This is a genomic window from Pseudarthrobacter chlorophenolicus (genome assembly GCF_000962805.1).
GTDB lineage: Bacteria > Actinomycetota > Actinomycetes > Actinomycetales > Micrococcaceae > Arthrobacter > Arthrobacter chlorophenolicus_A.
In genome coordinates this window covers 35135-54954 of the sequence record NZ_JZTW01000009.1, presented here as the reverse complement: position 1 = coordinate 54954, position 19820 = coordinate 35135, and the positions used below count along the sequence as shown (strand labels likewise).

At 61.8% G+C, this 19820-nt stretch carries 12 protein-coding genes; 8 read left to right on the top strand and 4 right to left on the bottom strand.

Annotation, left to right across the window (positions count from 1 at the left end; all coding sequences use genetic code 11):
* Nucleotides 1-72 precede the first annotated feature (72 nt).
* The 8 genes from UC32_RS10820 to UC32_RS20365 all read left to right on the top strand — a co-directional run bounded on the left by UC32_RS10820 (nucleotide 73) and on the right by UC32_RS20365 (nucleotide 14888).
* On the top strand, nucleotides 73-1038 hold the full coding sequence (locus tag UC32_RS10820; RefSeq protein WP_045731232.1) for an ABC transporter ATP-binding protein: 966 nt from the start codon (nucleotides 73-75) through the stop codon (nucleotides 1036-1038).
* Nucleotides 1039-1043: 5 nt separating this feature from the next.
* Nucleotides 1044-1940: an ABC transporter permease gene (locus tag UC32_RS10815; RefSeq protein WP_045731231.1), complete on the top strand. Its 897-nt coding sequence runs from the start codon at nucleotides 1044-1046 to the stop codon at nucleotides 1938-1940.
* 13 nt (nucleotides 1941-1953) lie between these two features.
* Nucleotides 1954-3327, top strand: coding sequence for a sensor histidine kinase (locus UC32_RS10810; protein WP_045731230.1), 1374 nt, complete (start codon nucleotides 1954-1956; stop codon nucleotides 3325-3327).
* Nucleotides 3324-4016: a response regulator gene (locus UC32_RS10805; protein WP_045731229.1), complete on the top strand. Its 693-nt coding sequence runs from the start codon at nucleotides 3324-3326 to the stop codon at nucleotides 4014-4016. Before UC32_RS10810 ends, UC32_RS10805 begins: the two co-directional genes overlap by 4 nt.
* A 58-nt stretch (nucleotides 4017-4074) precedes the next feature.
* On the top strand, nucleotides 4075-5001 hold the full coding sequence (locus UC32_RS10800) for an intradiol ring-cleavage dioxygenase (protein WP_045731228.1): 927 nt from the start codon (nucleotides 4075-4077) through the stop codon (nucleotides 4999-5001).
* A gap of 10 nt (nucleotides 5002-5011) precedes the next feature.
* Entirely contained in the window at nucleotides 5012-6322 is a 1311-nt protein-coding gene (locus tag UC32_RS10795) for a M18 family aminopeptidase (RefSeq protein ID WP_045731227.1), read from the top strand.
* A gap of 377 nt (nucleotides 6323-6699) precedes the next feature.
* Nucleotides 6700-12135 (top strand): DUF4082 domain-containing protein, encoded by a 5436-nt coding sequence (locus tag UC32_RS10790; protein WP_235423643.1) that lies wholly within the window; start codon nucleotides 6700-6702, stop codon nucleotides 12133-12135.
* 35 nt (nucleotides 12136-12170) lie between these two features.
* Nucleotides 12171-14888 (top strand): WecB/TagA/CpsF family glycosyltransferase, encoded by a 2718-nt coding sequence (locus UC32_RS20365; protein WP_235423642.1) that lies wholly within the window; start codon nucleotides 12171-12173, stop codon nucleotides 14886-14888.
* A 79-nt stretch (nucleotides 14889-14967) separates the two neighbouring features.
* Here the strand turns inward: UC32_RS20365 and UC32_RS20360 are convergent, their stop codons facing one another.
* The 4 genes from UC32_RS20360 to UC32_RS20715 are packed head-to-tail and all read right to left on the bottom strand — an operon-like array spanning nucleotide 14968 to nucleotide 19816.
* Nucleotides 14968-16296, bottom strand: coding sequence for a hypothetical protein (locus tag UC32_RS20360; protein WP_045731225.1), 1329 nt, complete (start codon nucleotides 16294-16296; stop codon nucleotides 14968-14970).
* Nucleotides 16297-16316: 20 nt separating this feature from the next.
* Nucleotides 16317-17219 (bottom strand): YveK family protein, encoded by a 903-nt coding sequence (locus tag UC32_RS10770; protein ID WP_052690564.1) that lies wholly within the window; start codon nucleotides 17217-17219, stop codon nucleotides 16317-16319.
* A gap of 21 nt (nucleotides 17220-17240) precedes the next feature.
* Nucleotides 17241-18578, bottom strand: coding sequence for an O-antigen ligase family protein (locus UC32_RS10765; protein WP_161797267.1), 1338 nt, complete (start codon nucleotides 18576-18578; stop codon nucleotides 17241-17243).
* A complete protein-coding gene (locus UC32_RS20715; protein ID WP_045731224.1) occupies nucleotides 18575-19816 on the bottom strand; it encodes a rhamnosyltransferase WsaF family glycosyltransferase in 1242 nt (413 codons plus the stop codon). Before UC32_RS20715 ends, UC32_RS10765 begins: the two co-directional genes overlap by 4 nt.
* Between the last annotated feature and the right edge of the window lie 4 nt (nucleotides 19817-19820).

Sequence of the window (19820 nt, the reverse complement as noted above, 5' to 3'; positions counted from 1 at the left end):
GTCGGTAGCGTAGGGGGTACCACCTCCCAAATGCATTCCGCAGCCCAGCGCTGCCGATCAAAGGAACACTCCATGATTGAGGCAACAGACCTGGCCAAGGCCTACGGCGGAAAGACCGCCGTGGCCGGGGTCAGCTTCACAGTCCGGGCCGGACAGGTTACGGGCTTCCTGGGACCCAACGGCGCCGGGAAGTCCACCACCATGCGCATGATCATGGGACTGGACCGGCCGACGTCGGGCTCCGTCACGGTGAACGGTCTTCCCTACGCCCAGCACAAGGCGCCGCTGCACGAGGTGGGCGCCCTCCTCGACGCCAAGGCGGTGCACACCAGCCGCAGTGCCTACAACCACCTGCTGGCCATGGCCGCGACGCACGGCATCCCCAAAGCCCGGGTCCACGAGGTTATTGAGATGACCGGCCTGGAGGCTGTGGCCAAGAAGAAGGCCGGCGGCTTCTCGCTGGGCATGGGGCAGCGGCTGGGCATCGCCGCCGCCCTTTTGGGGGACCCGCAGACGCTCATCCTCGACGAGCCGGTCAACGGCCTGGACCCCGAAGGCGTGCTGTGGGTACGCAACCTGGTCCGCTATCTCGCGAACCAGGGCAAGACGGTGTTCCTGTCCTCGCACCTGATGAGCGAGATGGCCCAGACCGCGGACCACCTCATTGTCATTGGCCGTGGCAGGATCATCGCCGACGCACCCGTCAAGGACATCATCGCCGGAACCCGCCAGGCCAAGACCCTGGTCCGCACGGATGATGCACAGTTCCTGCAGTCCCTGCTGGCGGGCAATGGCGTGACGGTGGACCAGAGTGAGCCTGAAACCCTCACCGTGACGGGCCTGGATCCGCGGCAGATCGCCCGGGTGGCTCTGGACAACGAGGTGCTGGTCTACGAGCTCACCCCGAAGGTGTCCTCGCTCGAAGACGCTTACTTCGACCTCACCAAGGACGAAGTGGAATACCACTCGCACCTGGCAGGCGGCCCCGCGGGCAGCCAGCCGCAGGCAGCCCCGGCTCCGGCGACGGCAGGAAAGTAAGGACCATGAGCACAACAACCCACAACGCCCCCGCGTCACGTTCCGCTGCCGGCGCCCGGCACAGCCTGACCTTCGGCGGCATCCTGCGCTCCGAATGGATCAAGCTGTTCTCCCTGCTGTCCACCCGCATCCTGCTGGTGCTGACATTCGCAGCCATCATCGGCGTCGGTGTCCTGACCGCGTTCGTCCGCTACAACATCCTCGATTCGATGGCCGCCAGTGCCAGGGCACAGGGTTTGGAACCGTCCTCCGACATGCTGGAGCAGTCCATGCCGCCGGGCTCCGGCCTGGACCTGTACAACCTGCCCAACGCGGGGCTTCAGATCGGCATCCTGATCTTCGGTGCCTTGGCCGTCCTGTTCATGGCCTCCGAGTACGCCACCGGCATGATCCGCTCCACCATGAGCGCCGTTCCGGCCCGCACGCCGGCCTTCGCGGCCAAGGCCATCATCCTGGCGGTGGTGTCCTACGTCATCACCACGGTGGCCGGCGCCGTTACCTTCCTGCTGTCCGTCCCCATGTTCCAGGGCCTGGGACTTGACCTCTCCTGGTCCACTGACGGCGTGGTCTACAGCGTCTTCACCGGAGGCCTGTATGTGGCGGGAGTGGCCCTCATCGGCCTGTCCCTGGGCACCCTGCTGCGCAATTCGGCCGGCGCCATCACGGTGCTGGTTGGCATTTTCTTCGTCATTCCCATCGCCGCGGGCTTTGCCTCTCTGATCCCGGGCGAGTTCTGGAAATACGTCCCGCAGTACATTCCAAGCGAGGCAGGCGGCCGGTTCCTGGCCATCGGCGAAATCGACGCTTACATCGACCCCTGGCAGGGGGGACTGCTCTTCCTGGGTTACGTACTGCTTTTCCTGGTGCCGGCCATGATCGTGCTCAAGAACCGCGACGTCTGACCCTTCGGACGGCATGAACGAAGCATCAACGGCAAAGGACGCGCTGGTCGCCGGCAACTGGCAGGCCGCCGCGTCCTTTGCCGAGCTTAACGAGAGGCGCCGGGGCAGGTTCCGGCGCTACCTCTACGAACACCCGCGCGTCATGGACGCCGTGGTGGCGCTCAGCTACATCCTCCTGGTGGCGCCCACCGCCGTGGATGCCCTGGTCTCCGGCAAGTGGCTGGCAGCCGCGCTGCTGGGGGCTGTGGCCGGAGCGCTGTTCCTGCGGCGCTTCCACCCGGTGGGGCTGGTGGCCTTCGTGGCGGTCATGGAAGTCGCCGTGACGCTGCTGCACCCCTGGGGGTCCAACGTCTCCACCGGCCTGTGGTTCTCGCTGTATTCCGTGGCGGTGGTGCATACCCGGCGCTTCGCGCTCATCACCATGGCGGCAGCCACGGCACCGCTGGCCCTCCTCTACCTGCTGGCCGCCGTCGGGCCCATGGAAAACTCCTTCGTCCAGGACCAGGGTGCCAACCCGGCGGACTTCCGCCTGCTCACCAGCATCGCTACCGGTGCCACCATCGCCCTGTCCAACGTCATCGCCACGGGCATCGGCATCGGGGTGAAGCAGCGACGCGAACACGAGCAGCAGGTTGCTGCGTGGGCCGCGCGGACCGCCCGGCTTGCCTCCGTCAACGAACGCAACCGGATCGCACGGGAAATGCACGACGTGGTGGCCCACTCGCTGACGGTGATGATCAGCCTCTCGGACGGCGCCGGCGTCGTGGTCCGGAAAAGTCCCGAGCGGGCCGGCGAGGTGCTGGGCGAACTGTCCCGGACGGGACGGACAGCACTGGCTGATATGCGGCGGGTGCTGGGCGTGCTGCGCGACGACGCCGGGACGGCCGCCCCGAGGACTCCGCTGGCGGCGGGGCAGAGCCTGGCGAAGCTGCTGGAAGGTTTCCGCACTGCCGGGTTGCCGCTGCACTATTCGCATACCGGCCCGGCCCTGCCCACCGATGCCGCGTTCCAGCTCACCGTGTACCGGATAGTCCAGGAATCGCTCACCAACGTGCTCCGCTACGGGCGGTCCCTGGGACGGGTGGACGTGGACATCGCCCGCCAGGGTGCCACGGTGACCATTGACGTGCACGACGACGGCGCAGGCGGGAGTGCCCACCGCACCGATGACGGTGGCGCCCAGGCCGACGCATCGGCGGGATCGGGTTTGCCGTTTGGGACCGGCCAGGGGCTCGCCGGCATGGCCGAGAGGGCCCGGATCTACTCCGGGACCGTGACCGCCGGGCCGGGCGGGCGCGGCTGGCGCGTCCACGCTGTCCTGACCTGCCCGGCCGATGAACGCCCCGAACCGATCACCGCACCTCCCGAACTCCAAGGCAAGGCATGACTGAACACGCACCGATCACCGTCCTGCTGGTGGATGACCAGCCCCTGTTGCGGATGGGATTCCGCCTGATCCTGGAGGGCGAGGACGACCTGCACATCGTGGGTGAAGCCTCCGACGGCGCCGAAGCCGTCAAACTCGTCCGGAACCTCACCCCGGACGTGGTGCTCATGGACGTCCGGATGCCCGTGCTGGACGGTCTCGAGGCCACCCGCGCCATCACTGCCGAAGGGTCCCCGGCCCGCATCATTATCCTCACCACCTTCGACGTGGACGAGTACGCCTTTGCCGGCCTCCAGGCAGGAGCGTCCGCTTTCCTGCTCAAGGACGTGGCGCCGTCGGAGCTCATCCAGGCCGTGCGCGTGGTGGCCAGCGGGGACGCCGTGGTGGCGCCGAGGGTCACCCAGCGCCTGTTGGAAACGTACGTCCGCGGTGCGTCAGCCCCGGCTCCCGCTGCGCAGTCTCCCGACCCGCTGCTGGGGGACCTGACGCCACGGGAAACCGAGATGCTCGAGGCGATGGCGGAGGGGCTGTCCAACGCCGAGATCGCGCACCGGTACTTCCTGTCCGAAGCCACGGTGAAAACGCATGTGCGCCGGATCCTCACCAAGCTGCACCTCAGGGACCGGGTGCAGGCGGTTGTATACGCGTACGAGACCGGGCTGGTGGTGCCCAGCAACCCGGACTACTGACAGCCGGTGCACAGGAAGGCCCTATGCGGGACATAGGGCCAGGCCCTTTGATGGATCCATGACTTCGCTTCCGCCGCATGAATCCGGTCCTGAGGAACAGCAGCCCCACCCGAACCACGACAGGGGGTTGGAGTTCGACCTGTCCACGATGCTGAGCCGGCGGTCGCTGGGACTGTTCCTTGGCGCCGGCGGTGCCGCGGCTGCCCTGGCCGCCTGCACGCCGGGTGGTTCCTCCACAGCCAGCCAGCCGTCGTCGTCCGCTGCCACCGCTTCGGCCACGGGGTCCGCTTCCCCGTCCGCGGCAACCTCCGCCAGCGCCACTCCGTCTCCGACGCTGACCCGGGCCATCGCCGAATGCGGCGTGGAAACCCCGCAGGAAACCGCAGGCCCGTATCCCGGTGACGGTTCCAACGGCCCCAACGTCCTTGAGGCGTCCGGGGTGGTCCGCAAAGACATCACGTCCAGCTTCGGCTCGGCCTCGGCCACCGCGGAGGGCGTCCCGCTGACATTTACGTTGACCCTGCTGGACAACGCCAACGGCTGCACGCCCATGGCCGGCGCCGCCGTGTATGCGTGGCACTGCGACCGGGACGGCAAGTACTCCATGTACGATTCGAGCCTCAGCAACGAGAACTACCTGCGCGGAGTCCAGGAAGCTGATTCGAACGGCCAGGTCACGTTCACGTCCATCTTCCCGGGCGCCTACTCCGGCCGGTGGCCGCACATCCATTTTGAGGTGTTCGAGTCGATGAACAACGCGACGGCGGCGGGCCAAGTGCTGGCGGTGTCGCAGATTGCGCTCACGCAGGCGGCCTGCGACGACGTGTACGCCACGGCCGGGTACGAACGCAGCGTCTCTAACATGTTGCGCACCACCCTGCAGTCGGACAACGTCTTCGGCGACGACGGCGGCATCTACCAGCTGGCCACGATGACCGGCTCGGCGGCGGAGGGGTACACGGCGGGGCTCAACGTCACCATCTAGACTCGGGAGCATGCCTATCCACGCCTCAGCCGCAGACCACATCCAGGACCTTGGCGCATATGTCAGCGCGTCGCCGTCGAGCTTCCACGCAGCGCACGAAGCGGGCCGGCGGCTGGAGGAGGCGGGCTTTGTCCGGCTGGATGAGCTGCAGCCGTGGAACGGCGGTGCCGGATCGTTCTTCATCATCCGGGACGGCGCGCTGATCGCCTGGGTGGTCCCGGAGAAGGCTGGACCCACAACGGGATTCCACATTCTCGGCGCGCACACGGATTCGCCGTCGTTCAAGCTCAAGCCCAAACCCACCACCGGCGCCTACGGGTGGCTGCAGGCGGGCGTGGAAGTTTACGGCGGTCCGCTGCTGAACTCCTGGCTGGACCGGGAACTGCGGCTGGCTGGCCGGCTGGTGATGCTGGACGGCACCGAGCACCTGGCCGCCACCGGACCGCTGCTGCGGTTCCCCCAGCTGGCCATCCACCTGGACCGTGCCGTGAACGACGGGCTGACGCTGGACAAGCAGCGGCACATGAATCCGGTGTGGGGGCTGGGTAACCCGGCAGACTTCGACGTCCTGCGGGTACTTGCCTCCTCCGTGGAAGGCGCCTCCGTTGATCCGGCCCACATTGGAGGGTACGACGTCGTCATCGCGGACACGCAGGCACCCGCAGTTTTCGGAGGCGCGGGTGAGTTCTTCGCCTCCGGGCGGTTGGACAACCTTTCGTCCACGCATGCCGGGCTCGCGGCGCTGATAGCGCACGCTTCGTCCGGCTCTTCGGGTGACCCTGATGCGCCGATCGCCGTGCTGGCCGCGTTTGACCACGAAGAAATCGGATCCAACTCGCGTTCCGGTGCGTGCGGACCCATCCTGGAGGACGTGCTGGTGCGGATTTCCGACGGCCTCGGCGCATCGGTGAGCCAGCGGCGGCAGGCCCTGGCGGCGTCGTTCTGTGTTTCCGCCGATGCCGGGCACGCCGTCCACCCGAACTACGCCGAGCGGCACGACCCCGCCAACCATCCCGTGCTCAACGGGGGGCCGCTGCTGAAGATCAATGCGAACCAGCGGTATGCCACGGATGCTGCAGGGGCGGCGCTGTGGGCCCGCCTGTGCGGTGAAGCGGGCGTGCCCTACCAGGAGTTCGTGTCCAACAACGCGATCCCGTGCGGTTCCACCATCGGCCCCCTGACCGCCACACGGCTGGGAATCAGGACTGTGGACGTGGGTGTGGCGCTGCTGTCCATGCATTCCGCCCGCGAGCTGTGCGGGGTGAAGGATCCCCTGCGGCTGGCTTCCGTGGCGGAACTGTTCTTCGGGACAGCTTCCTAACTGCCCGTCGGGGGTGCCCACATTGTTCCGTGCGGGTACCCACACCCGGGCCCCTGCCAGCTGGCAGGGTAAAGGCCCCGCCCCTACGGTGGTGCCATACGGGAGCCCCACGGGTAGGCGGTCCACGGTTCCGGGCCGCTTCGGGGGACCAAACGGTCCTACCCAACGGGTCGCCTGTCATAACTGACTGACGCGACGGGTGAGGTACCGGCTCTTGCCGGCCAGGCGGAGATGGGGAGTGCAGACCCCGGGTCCGGCTACTTTCCTGGTCGTGCCGCGACTGATGGAGCCATGAGATGACGTCTGCACCTGGAGTACTTCCCCGGCTTACCATCCGCCGCTGGGTACCGGCCCTGGTTTTAGCCCTGATTGCCTCTATGTTCTCCATCGCCGTGGACCCCTCCTGGCTTCCACCCGCACGGGCGGCGGGCCCGTGCGACGCGCCCGTTGTGAGCAAGGTGGCGTGCGAGAACACGCAGCCGGGGAATCCACCCTCCGAGTGGCAGGTGGCCGGGGCGGGCAATACCACCATCCAGGGTTACGCGACGTCCATGAGCGTGAATATCGGGCAGACCGTCACGTTCAAAGTCAAGACAACCGCTTCGGCTTATCGCATCGACATCTACCGCCTCGGCTACTACCAGGGGCTCGGGGCCCGCAAGATCGCAGCCAACATCCTCCCCAGCGTGCCGCTGCCGCAGTCACAGCCCAACTGCCTGACATTCTCTGCAACAGGACTGATCGACTGTGGAAACTGGGCGGTATCCGCGTCCTGGAATGTTCCGGCGACGGCCGTTTCCGGGGTGTACATCGCCCGACTGGTCCGCACTGACAATAGCGGGGCGAGCGTCATCCCGTTCGTGGTTCGCGACGATGCTGCTCATTCGGATGTTCTGTTTCAGACCTCGGATACCACCTGGCAGGCTTACAACTCGTATGGCGGCAACAGCCTTTACACCTGCACCGTTGCATGCCCGGCAGGCAACCCGCTGGCGTACAAAGCGGCTTATAAGGTTTCGTACAACCGCCCGTTCATAACAGCGGGTGATGCCCAGGGCCAGAACTGGCTCATGTATGCCGAATATCCCATGATCCGGTTCCTTGAGGCAAACGGTTATGACGTCAGCTACTTAAGCGGTCTTGATGCCGCCACCCGGGGTCCCCTGCTCCTGAACCACAAGTCCTTCCTGTCAGTTGGGCATGACGAATACTGGTCCGCCGAACAGCGCACCAACGTGACAGCTGCCCGTGACGCAGGCGTGAATCTCGCCTTCTTGAGCGGGAACGAGATGTTCTGGAAGACCAGGTGGGAACCCAGTTCAGACGGAAGCAACACGGCGGGGCGGACTTTGGTTTCGTACAAGGACACCCATTTCAACGCACCCACGGATCCCATCTCATGGACGGGAACTTGGCGCGACCCGCGCTACGGTACTGCTACCGGCGGAGGCAACCCCGAGAATGCCCTGACTGGTCAGTACTTCGTGGTGAACTCCGGCACCACAGACATAGTGGTCCCGGCCGCTTATAAACAGCTTCGGTTGTGGCGGGGAACGTCCATTCCCAACATGGCTTCGGGAACTTCGGTCACCCTTGGCTCCGGGCTCGGCACCTTGGGCTATGAATGGGACGTCGACGCTGATAACGGATTCCGTCCAGCCGGCACCTTCCGCTTGTCCGAGACCACCAGTACCACCGCAGAGGCCTTTACGGATTACGGCTCGAGCACGCAGCAAGGCGGGACGGCCACGCACAACCTGACGCTTTACAAGGCTTCAAGCGGAGCTCTGGTCTTTGGCGCGGGAACCGTCCAATGGACCTGGGGCCTGGATGCCTACACAACAGGCAAAACGGTCGACCGGAACATGCAGCAGGCGACGGTCAACCTGCTTGCAGACATGGGCACCCAACCCCTGACTCTCATGGCAGGGCTTTCCGCGGCGCAGGCGTCTACGGACGCCACTGCCCCCACGTCGCGCATTACCACGCCTGCCGCCGGTGCCACCGTTGCGGACTCGACTGTGGTTACGGTCTCCGGGACGGCCACCGACAGCGGCGGAGTGGTTGCTGGCGTGGAGGTCTCAACCGACGGCGGCAACACTTGGCGGCGGGCCACGGGAACCAACAATTGGTCATACAGCTGGACTGCCCACGGTAGCCCTACGTCCGTTCTCCGTTCACGGGCCGTGGACGACAGTGGCAACCTGGAAGGGGCCTCTGCCGGGTCCGTCATCAGTGTCTCGTGCCCCTGCTCCATCACGGGGGTGAATAGGGTTCCCGCCATGGCTGACTCCGGCGATACGGCAGCCATCGAAGTGGGAGCCAAGTTCTACTCAGAGGTCGCTGGCACGGTCAACTCCATCCGCTTTTACAAAGCCACTCGGAACACTGGCACACACATTGGGAGCATCTGGAGCAGTTCCGGCCAACGGCTCGCAACCGCAACGTTCACTAATGAGTCGGCCAGTGGATGGCAGTCCGTTGCCCTGTCGCCTCCCTTGGTGATATCTGCAAATACAACGTATGTCGTTTCATATTTCGCACCTGCGGGACGGTACTCCCAGGACACCGGATTCTTCTACAACAATCCATCGCCGGCCGGCGCGGTAAACCAGCTGGACAGCGCACCGCTGCATTTCCCCAGAAGTCTTCCGGGATCTCCCAACGGGGTATATCGATACGGGGCATCAAGTTCCTTCCCAAACCAGGTTTACGACGCTGAGTATTACTGGGTTGATGTGTCATTCACACCCTCAGGGTCCGTACAGCCGGCAGTCTCGTCGGTGTCTCCCATCAATAATGCGGCGGACGTAAGTACCGGAATCAAGCCCTCTGCCACGTTCAACCAGAACGTGACAGCGCCTTCCGTGGTGTTCAGCGTCAAGAGCGCCGCAGGCGCCAACGTGGCAGGCACAACTACCTACGACCCGGCGACAAACACATCGACTTTCACCCCAGCGGCGTCTTTGGGCTATTCGACCACTTACACAGCAACTGTTAGCGGAGCAACCAATTCCGCAGGACAGACCATGGCGTCCGCCTATACTTGGACTTTCACAACCGGAGCGCCACCGCCGGCACCAGCGGTAGCCGCGGTTTCCCCGGCAAACAACGCTTTGGCTGTTCCTGTAGACACAAAACCTAATGCCACCTTCAACCAAGCGGTATCGTCCGGTTCGATCAACTTCGCCCTGAAGGACGCTGGCAACAACCCAGTGACCGGATCCGTTGCCTACGACAGTGCAACCAACACCGCCACATTCGCCCCGGCTGGACTGTTGGCCTATAACACCACGTACTCAGCCACCGTCAGCGGCGCATCCAACGCGGCCGGGCAAAGCATGTCGGCACCCTACTCGTGGAGTTTCACCACGGCTGCCGCTCCTGGTGCCTGCCCGTGTTCTGTCTTCAGTCCAGCGGATACTCCGTCTGTTCCTTCCGAAAATGATCCCGGCGCCGTCGAAGTTGGCATGAAGTTCCGGTCTGACGTGGCCGGAACTGTGACAGGTGTCCGGTTTTATAAGGGCGCAGGGAACACAGGCACCCATACAGGACATCTATGGTCCGCCACAGGAACGTTGCTTGGCACGGTGAGTTTCCAAAGTGAATCAGCCGCCGGCTGGCAGCAGGCGAACTTCACAACCCCGGTGTCCATTGCGGCAAACACTACCTACGTAGTGTCCTACTACGCCCCTAATGGGGCCTACTCCGCCGACGTGAGCTCCTTCAACACGTCTCGCGACAAGGCGCCCCTCCACGGCTTGTCCAATGGCGCTGATGGGCCCAATGGCGTGTACCGCTATGGCACATCGGGCTTCCCGAACCAGACGTACAATGCGACCAACTACTGGGTGGACGTGGTGTTCAGTTCCGCATCCTCCTCCACCGCGCCGCGTGTTACGTCAGTGACGCCGGTAAATCTTTCCAATGGTGTGGACGTGAATGTGAAGCCGTCCGCCACGTTGGACCAGCAGGTGACTGCCTCATCAGTGACGTTTACGCTGCGGGATGCCGCCAACAGTGCCGTTGCAGGAGCCGTCGCTTACGACCCGGCCACCAACACTGCCAGATTCACACCGGCAGCCGCATTGGCATACAACACCACTTTCACGGCGACCGTCAGCGGCGCTACCAACTCTGCGGGACAAGGAATGGCTGGGCCATTCAGTTGGACGTTCAGCACCAGTGCGGCGCCCCTGCTGCCGGCAGTTACCAGTACGTCACCGGTAACCAATGCCAGTGCAGTGCCCGCCAATACGAAACCCAGTGCAACATTCAACCAGGACGTCACACCCTCCAGTGTGCTGTTCACGCTCAAGGGAGCATCGAACAATTCAGTCCAAGGATCGATGACCTACGACGCTACCAGCCGGACTGCAACTTTCACCCCGGCCTCGGCGTTGGCCTTCGGAGCCGCCTATACGGCGACAGTCAGCGGAGCCACGAATGCGACTGGCCAGGCCATGACTGCCCCCTACAGTTGGAGCTTTACAACGGAGACTGCACCCGTGGTCTGCCCTTGCAGCATCTTCAGTCCGGCGTCTGTTCCGGGGACGGTTACCGCCCTCGATTCAAATGCAGTTGAGGTTGGGATGAAGTTCCGGGCTGACACAGCCGGGACGGTTACTGGCATTCGCTTCTACAAGGGGACCTCCAACACGGGGACGCACGTTGGGCACCTTTGGTCCTCAACAGGCAGCTTGCTGGCCTCGGTGACTTTTGCCAACGAGTCTTCGTCGGGCTGGCAGGAAGCGCTCTTCTCCTCACCGGTGCCCCTGGCCGCGAGCACAACCTATGTCGTGTCATATTTCGCTCCAGACGGCTTCTACTCAGCAGACAGCGGGTACTTCAATACTTCGGCCGACAACGCCCCCTTGCACGGCTTGGCCGCGGGTGTTGACGGGCCAAACGGCGTCTATCGCTACGGTGCCTCAGCCTTCCCCAGTGACAGCTACAACAACACCAACTACTGGGTGGATATCGTTTTCACCGCCTCGTCTTCTGGGACAGCACCGGCGGTCGCAGCCGTGTCACCAGCGAACGCTGCCACCGGTGTGTCCGAGCAGGTGCAGCCAACTGCTACGTTCAATCAGTCCGTCACTGCTTCCAGCATTGGCCTTACAGTCAAGAATGCCGCCGGAACGAACGTCGCAGGATCCATAAGATACGACGCCGCTACCAACACGGCTACGTTTGCTCCCCAAGCTGCTTTGGCGTATCAAACTACCTATACCGCCACTGTCACTGCTGCTATCAGCACGTCCGGGACCGCAATGGCTTCGCCGTTTTCCTGGTCCTTCACCACTAAGGCGCCACCGGCAGCCTGCCCCTGCAGTGTGTTCAGCCCGGCTGCCGTGCCTACAACGGTAAACACAAATGATCGCAAGGCTACCGAAGTGGGGATGAAGTTCCGTTCTGACGTTGCCGGGACCATCACGGGTGTCCGCTTCTATAAGGGCAGTTCCAACACCGGCACACACATAGGCCATCTTTGGACGGCGAACGGCACATTGCTGGCCACGACCACCTTCGCGAACGAGTCTGCTTCGGGTTGGCAGGAAGCGCTATTCTCCAGCCCCGTAGCCATCCAGGCCAACACGACGTACGTAGTGTCCTACTACGCACCCGCCGGATTCTATTCATCCAGCCGGGACTACTTCAGTAACTCAGGAGTAGACAACGCTCCCCTGCATGCCCTCGCGAATGGAATCGACGGGCCGAACGGAGTCTATGTCTACGGGGCGAGTGCCTTCCCCACAGAGACGTTCCGCAGCACGAATTACTGGGTTGACTTCGTCTTCAACCGCTCCTAGTTCGAGCCCGTCCTTCGAAAGGTTGCTCTATGACAATGTCTGCTTCACTTCGCGCACTTGTGCAGCCGGCAGCTTGGTTGGATGGGACGACCTCCCGGCATCCTGCCGGAGACGTCAACGCCAAATCTGGCGCGCCCCACCAACTTTCCGCGGACGACGACTGGGTCACACTGGGTGGTTCTCCAGTTCGGCTCCTGGATTTTGAGGAGGCAGTCGAACTGATCATGCAGCGATCACGGCCTGGACGCACGCCGCTGGCCGTGGCCTCCGCGAACCTTGACCACCTCCAGCATTTCGGTGCAGGTGCCCGTTGGGCCGGGATCCTTGAACGGCAAGATACGCCCGAGTGGCTGTCGTTGCTGGACGGAGCTCCTTTGGTCCGCCACGTACAAGGGATGACGGGCCGAACGTGGCCACGGCTCTCGGGCAGTGATCTGATTGGGCCAATATTGGACCGCGCGGAGCTGGCCGGCATCCGGGTGGGCTTCCTGGGCGGATCCGAGGAAGTTCACACGCAGGTACGGTCGAGGTTGGCCACGAGCCATCCAAGGCTCGTGATTTCGGGCTTTTGGTCGCCGGCCCGAAGCGAGCTGGCCGACCATGTGTCTTCCTCGTCCCTTGCCACCCGGATCGCTGCCACCGACACAGACATACTGATTGTGTGCCTGGGAAAGCCGCGTCAGGAACTGTGGATCGCAGAGTACGGATCCCAGACTGGAGCCAACGTGATGTTGGCCTTCGGCGCCGCAGTGGATTTCCTGGGGGGACGTGTCCGGCGCGCACCGGCGGTCGCCCAGAACGTGGGCATGGAATGGGCCTGGCGCTTGGCCTTGGAACCTCGGCGCCTGGCCAATCGGTACCTGGTTCAGGGGCCGGAGGCGTATCTCAGGTTGCTGTCAGTCAGTTCCTTTGGCCGGGAAAGCTTTGCGCCTCGACAACAGCCGCAGGATTACGCCAGCGAAGACCTGACGGACGAAGGGTTTTCACCTCTGACGTCGGAAACGGATGTCGCGGTCATCATAGTCACTTACAACAATGAACGGGATATTCCGCTGCTTCTCAAAAGCCTACGAGGGGAGTCACGGGAGCAAACCATCAAAGTCATAGTCGCAGACAACTCCCCGGGTCCCTCCACACTCGCGGCCCTGGAAGGATTTTCGGACGTGCATGCGATTGCGACCGGCGGAAATTTGGGCTATGCCGGTGCCATTAATTTAGCCATGCAGGAAATTGGTGCTGCCCGTTCCTTCCTGGTACTGAATCCGGATTTACAGGTTGAACCGGGTTCCATACGCGCAATGCGTCATCGGATGGCGATCTCGGGAGCCGGGGTTGTTGTGCCGCTCCTCAAAGACGACGATGGGAATGTTTACCCCTCGCTGCGCCGCGAACCCACCGTGACAAGGGCAATTGGCGACGCGGTCATGGGTAGCAAACTCTCCGGAAGACCAGCCTGGCTCTCTGAAATGGACTTCGACAAAGAAAGCTATATGCACGCCCATAAAGTGGACTGGGCCACAGGAGCAGCACTCCTCATTCATCGCGACGTTGCACAACTAGTTGGGGATTGGGACGAGGTCTATTTTCTCTACTCGGAAGAAACTGACTTCATGCATCGGGTCCGCCAGGCAGGATGGGAGATATGGTTCGAGTCCAAAGCAGTGATGAGCCATTCCAGAGGTGGCTCGGGAACGTCACTGGCCTTAAACGCCTTAATGGCGATCAACCGGATCAAGTACATTCGCAAGTTCCACACCCGACTGTACTCGCGGACATTTCGGAGCGCCGTTATCCTCTCGGCTTTGCTGCGGGTGCCTGTGGCCCGTGGAATCGGAGTCCTCGCGGCGGTGCTTCGTGAAGGATCGTGGGGTGAATTGCCTCACGCCGAGATCTACCCTGAAGGGGTAAGTGTCCCCGTGGCGATACCGACTGGCACGGTCATCATCCCAGCCCATAACGAGGCCACCGTGCTCCGACGGACACTGGACGCTCTTGTCCCGGCCATGGCGGGTGGGACGGTGGAAGTCATCGTTGCATGCAATGGCTGCACCGACGACACCGCATCGATGGCACGCTCCTACAAGGACGCCAGGGTGATTGAAGTTGCGGAAGCCTCCAAGACCGCAGCCCTGAATGCCGGAGATCATGTGGCAACCCGTTGGCCGCGGATGTATCTTGATGCCGACATTGAACTTCCTTTGGAAGCGTTGTGTGCCACGCTGGAGCTTCTGGGTGAGGGCGGAACCGTTCTTTGCGCTCGTCCGGCCTACCGCTATGACTTTAGCGGCGCTTCGTGGCCCGTCCGGGCGTTCTACAGGGCACGGAACCGTCTTCCGAAGCCAGCTGAATCCATATGGGGAGCGGGCGTGTATGCAATCAGCCGGAAAGGGAAGGCGCGGCTCCCCGAATTTCCCTCGGTAGCTGCCGATGACTGCTTGGTTGACCGGCTGTACAGTGACGAGGAAAAGGCGGTTGTGCAGTGCGCGCCCGCGACGGTTCGAACACCCCGCACAACCGGGAGTCTTTTGAAGACGTTGGGCAGGAACTATCGCAGCAATGTATTGTTGCGCGATGTTCCGGGGTCCCACACTATACAGACACTCAGGGACTTAGTCGGTTCAGTAAGCGGTCCGAGATCCGCGGTGGAAGCTGGCGTTTACGCTGTATTTGCCTTGGCAGGCCGGCTTCACGGCCGCCGGTGGGTGGGTCTCGAATCAGCAGCGTGGGAGAGCGACGAGTCAAGCAGGCTGTAAAAGAACGGGGTAGCAGTGGAGCGATCCGGCCCCTTTATGGAACCGGGGGCGGATCTCCGCCGGCCTCAGCGGCACTCCGCTATGGCGCGCACAGAGTAGCAGCTCCGTCGATTCGATAGAGGTGGACCGAATTCCCGTTCTCAAAGGTGTCGCTGAAGCTGCCGTTTGACATCTCGATGCTGCGGTCCTCATTGAGAACCAATACGGTCCCGCCGCCATTTGCCAGGCAGGGAATGTCGAACCGTGCCTTCTGGGATGCAACCTGGGCGGAACCGGCGAAAATGTAGAGCGACTCGCCATGGATTTTGACAGCGCTTTGTACTTGGCCGGTGAGAGTGAGCGCGCCATCGAGGAATGGGGAATTGAGAACGGGTGCGAGTTCCGCGACCTGCCTATTTAAAGTTGTCACATCAGCCCTCATCTGTGCGGCACATGGTTCGCGGAGGAGATGGAATGAACGGCAATTGCCGCCGAAGCTGTGGTTAAAATAGACGATTCCCCGCGCCCCATGGATAATACTGCTCCACACGGCCGCCCGGATCTGCGCCCCAGTTATCGCCTCCGCCGATGCTTCGAAGGGCTGTCCGAGCTCAACGAAGGACCACACAGGTATGCTGCCTAGTGGGTTGACCAAAGATCGCACACGGTCCACAGTCCAACCATAATTCGCCGCCAAACGGCATTCGGAGTCTGTTAATTGACGATCGCCACCTATTAACGCTCCACCTTCACCTTGGCCGCAGATGTTGGGGTCGGTGAACCAGTAGTTGTCTGCCGATACTACATTCTGGTAATCGTTGATAAAGCGTGCTGCCTGGGCATCAGTTTCCCAGAACGTGACACCTTTGCCGTAGTTGCCATAAATCAACCTGGAGTTTCCAGCGCTGGCGGCGAGCTGTTTTTGTAGCGAATAGCCGCACGGGCTGTTTTCCGGTTCGCAGATGGGACCTTGTCCTGGCCAGTTTCCGGTCCATGCAGCCTCGCCTGGACCGGCCCACATGTCGGCCTCGTCAGCCAGGACGGCGCCGTTATCTCCGGGTGCAGGAGTGCTGGATAGCGCATAAGGCTGGAGGCCGTCCAGAAGGCTGAGGTCGGAACCGGGGGCTAGATCAACGTAGAGGTTGATCCCGGCTTCGCTGTCATTTCTAACATCGTCCTGATTCAGGATGGTTTCCAGCCAAATGCCTACAGGAAAGTAGTCCGGTGTCGCTGGTAGGGGATTATTGAATCTTCCGTAATAGTTCAATCCGCCATCAACGGTCCGTAGAGATCGCGGTGGCGCTAGCTCATTGCGCTCAGTGGCAATTTTTCTAAATTCCTGAACCGCGAGTGAACCTTGGCATGCATTGATGGCTATTGCTGCGGCGGTAAGTGACACCGCTAGAACGGCCCGCTTTAGCGGTTTCATTCACGCTCTCCCAGGATTGATTATCGGACGGGAGACTTTTCGCCTGCCGCCACGAGATGCTTTGTATCGTTCTCATCGTGTTCTGATGCAGCAGTCGCCGTACTGGCATTCCTGTATTCCATATCGGCCGTTACGGCAGGCGGAGCCGTTGTGCTTGCACGCCGTCCGGTCTTCCTTGGTACATGGATTGTCTCTGGCGCAGGGACATCTCTGGGCGTATCTGGGAAAATTTCCACTGAGGGGAGATCAGGCGCCTCCTTCGGAAGGAAGGTGATGCTGTTTTGCTTTCCGTCACGCCGTAAGGTTCTGGCCCGCGCCAGCGACACGGCACCAAAGAGCAATACACTTCCGGCAATTCCGACCATGATCAACGACCTTAAGCGGTTTGAGAAGAGCTCTTTTGCCGGACCGGGGCCGCGGACCAGGATGGGCGAGTACAGATAGCGGTCATCAGCCTTATTGACCTTCTGTACCGAATACAGGGTGGATGTGAATTGTTCGCCAACGAGCTTTGCGGTGGCCACGGCTTCGGTCTCGGAATCCGCGGTTGCTGTTACTGTCACCAAGCCCATTCCAATACTTGAAACAGGTGCGATCTTGAAGTCACTGGCCGAGCCCGCCTCTTTAAGTTGATCGACGTATGCCGGATCGGAGAGTTTGGTGATAACAACCTGAGCAAGGAGGGAACTGTCGTTACTGCGCAGGTACGGGTTATCAGAATTCAATTTGGCAAGATCCGGGTCCCTCTCCAGTTCCAGATTTGAGGGGACATCGGGTGCCGTCAGGGCGTATGACACCGTTGCCTCGTAGGATCTAGGTGCGAAGAGATAGACATAGACGCAGGCGCCGATTGTCAGCAGTACTACGGGCAGGGCCACCCACTTGTGCCGCCAAAGGGTGGTCAAGACTGTCAGCGGGTCCATATTGTTCCTTCCCCAGTTCTTCTACGTTCTGGCGGCGGTACCGCCGCCAGTGTGTGATACGAAAAGTTGATTCTTGACCAAAAGCCAGACCACGCCGCTGAGCCCCACGAAGAAGGGGCAAAGTAAGGCGAACGTCTGGAATGACAGGGCGTCAAAGGTTCCCGCAGACACGGCGGCCACGAGCATTGCGGCACCTACCGCTCCTGCCAGCACCCGCGTCTCAGGTGTCTTTGCATGGTGCGCTGCAGTGAGGCTGGCAAAGAGTGGGGCCAGAAAATAGGCCAGCAGTGCCGCAAGTCCTATTCCTCCCATTGTTGCTATGGTCAGCAAATATTGGTTGTCGAAGATGTCCTTTGCATCTGTAGGCAGCCAGGACCCCGGTCCCAGACCAAACCATGGACGATCGAAGAATAATTGCCAGGCCAGCGGGTAGTCGTCAGTCCTATAAGTTATTGAAGAGTCCGATGAACCTGCTGTAGCGGAAGAAAAGAGAGTGGAAACCATCCCGGGAACCAAGAGGAAGAGACTTACGATTCCCAGAGGAACCACCACCATGGCCCATCGCCTCGCCAGGTCCGGCAGGTACGGGATGAGGATGACTGCTGCAATGGCTAAACCAATGAGGCCCGTGCGGGACACGGTGATGACGTTCCCGGCAAAGATCAGTATCGGTAGCAGAACACGGGCTGACTTTCGTGCTGCTGAATCGAACAGACTCCACCAGATGGCCAAAGGCAAAAGCATGGAACAGACAACACCCAATTCGATCGGGTGCATCGTAGTTCCAGCAACACGCATGAATGCCTCCCGCGCTTGGAAAGCGGTGCCGGAGCCGTTGTCCTCAAATCCGACCATCATGGAAGCCACCCATTCCATGGGGTTTATCCGCAGGGCAAATTGGACCAAAGCGACGACGCAGCAGAAGGCAGCCCCGGCCATGACCCACCGCACAATGGATTTAACAGATTCAACTGACCGGACCGTTTCGGTGGTCAGCAAAGTCACGCCGGCACCTGCCAGCAGCAATATCAGCCATCGATCGGCTCCGGCTCTGCCGGCGGCGTCGTTGCCGCCGCTGAAACCGGCAAACATCGCTGCATAGCTGGCACAGCTGGCGATGATCCAAAAGAGCATGGCTGCCCTGCCGGGATGACCAAAAGGCATCGGGTCATGCAGCCCTAACCCCGACGCTACTAGCCATAGCAGGAACGTCCCTACTGCCAGAACCTGGCCTGCACTTCCGCTTGCGCCGAGGGCCGGGATAACCATATACGAGGGCAGAACAAGAGTGGCCAAAAGGACAAGGTAGAGGACTGCCGGAGGATTCCCCTTCGAAGCGCGGGCAATGTTCCATGTCATGTGTGGACATCCCCCGGTTGAAGCCTTCCGAACGATTGCGCCTCTATAATGGCGGCAGTTTTCGCCTTGGTTAGCTCCCATGACTTCCGCGCTGAGGACGCTGAGTGCGCGGCTTCTCCGGGCGAGGGAGGGTCTTCGACGGCCCGGCAGAGTGCGTCGGCTATACCACCAGGGGTTGCCGGTGCCCACCGGACACCTGGGGTGCCAAGATCTTTCCTCGCGAAGGGATGGTCGTTCACTATCGGTGCCATCCCGCAGGAAAGCATTTCTTCCGCCACCAAGGAAATATTGGTGAAGGAAAGGGCCAGCCCTGCCAGACATTGGTTATATAGGCGGTTCAACTGAACCGGCGACAGCTTCCCGTGATGATGGTGCGGAACCTGCCATGACGGAAGTGGATCGCCATACACGTGGATCGGCTGCTCCGGGTGCCGCCTGTGAAAGTCTTCCACTGCAAGTTCACCCAACAACGTGCCTCTGCGGTCCACACTTTCGCGTGCGTAGAAGACCACGCCGCTCCTCGTGCCGTGGTTGTCCAGGACATACGTGTCTCCGTCGCATCCGAAGGGAACTGCAGCAGACGAGACGCCCGCGTTTTCAAACAACGCGTCGGCCACCATGTTTCCCAAGGCTATGTGCGTGAAGCCAAGCTGATAACTGTCCTCTGCCAGGCTGTACAGGCTACCCCTCGGATAGAAGAAGGGTTCGTAATCCTGAATGAAATAGAAGCGATGGATCGCTGCTGCAGCGCTCCGGCGCGCAAGGACATGTGCTGTTTCCCAGGAGCTCGCCACACACCCATCAAATCCTTGGATAGATGCTGGGATTACACGTATGTCGGCGTGCAGCCAAGGCCAATACTCGCGGACTATCGCGGCTGCACGTGACATGTTGGTGCCGTGGCGATCGTACAGGAGGAGCGTGCACTTGTGGCCCCGATCCTCCATCCCTTTCACCATTCGGAAAAGAGTGGTGTGGCCGCCGGATCCCGGACCTGGTGGGGTGCAGAGCCACGCCAGGTTCAGGGCTTCCTGCGACGCTCTCTTCCCTGGGGGCGGCGCCAGGCAAAGTGTGGTTGAGTCAGCGACATCCTGTGCCAGAAGCGGGAAATCAAGGGCTGAGGTAGCGAAGGCAACGGCAAGATTGTTGCTAAACCGCCGCACGGCTCTGCGGCCGATATCCCCGGCACCGTGGGTGCGAATTCTTTCGACTAATTCCCGAACGCGGGTTTCAGTCATTTGA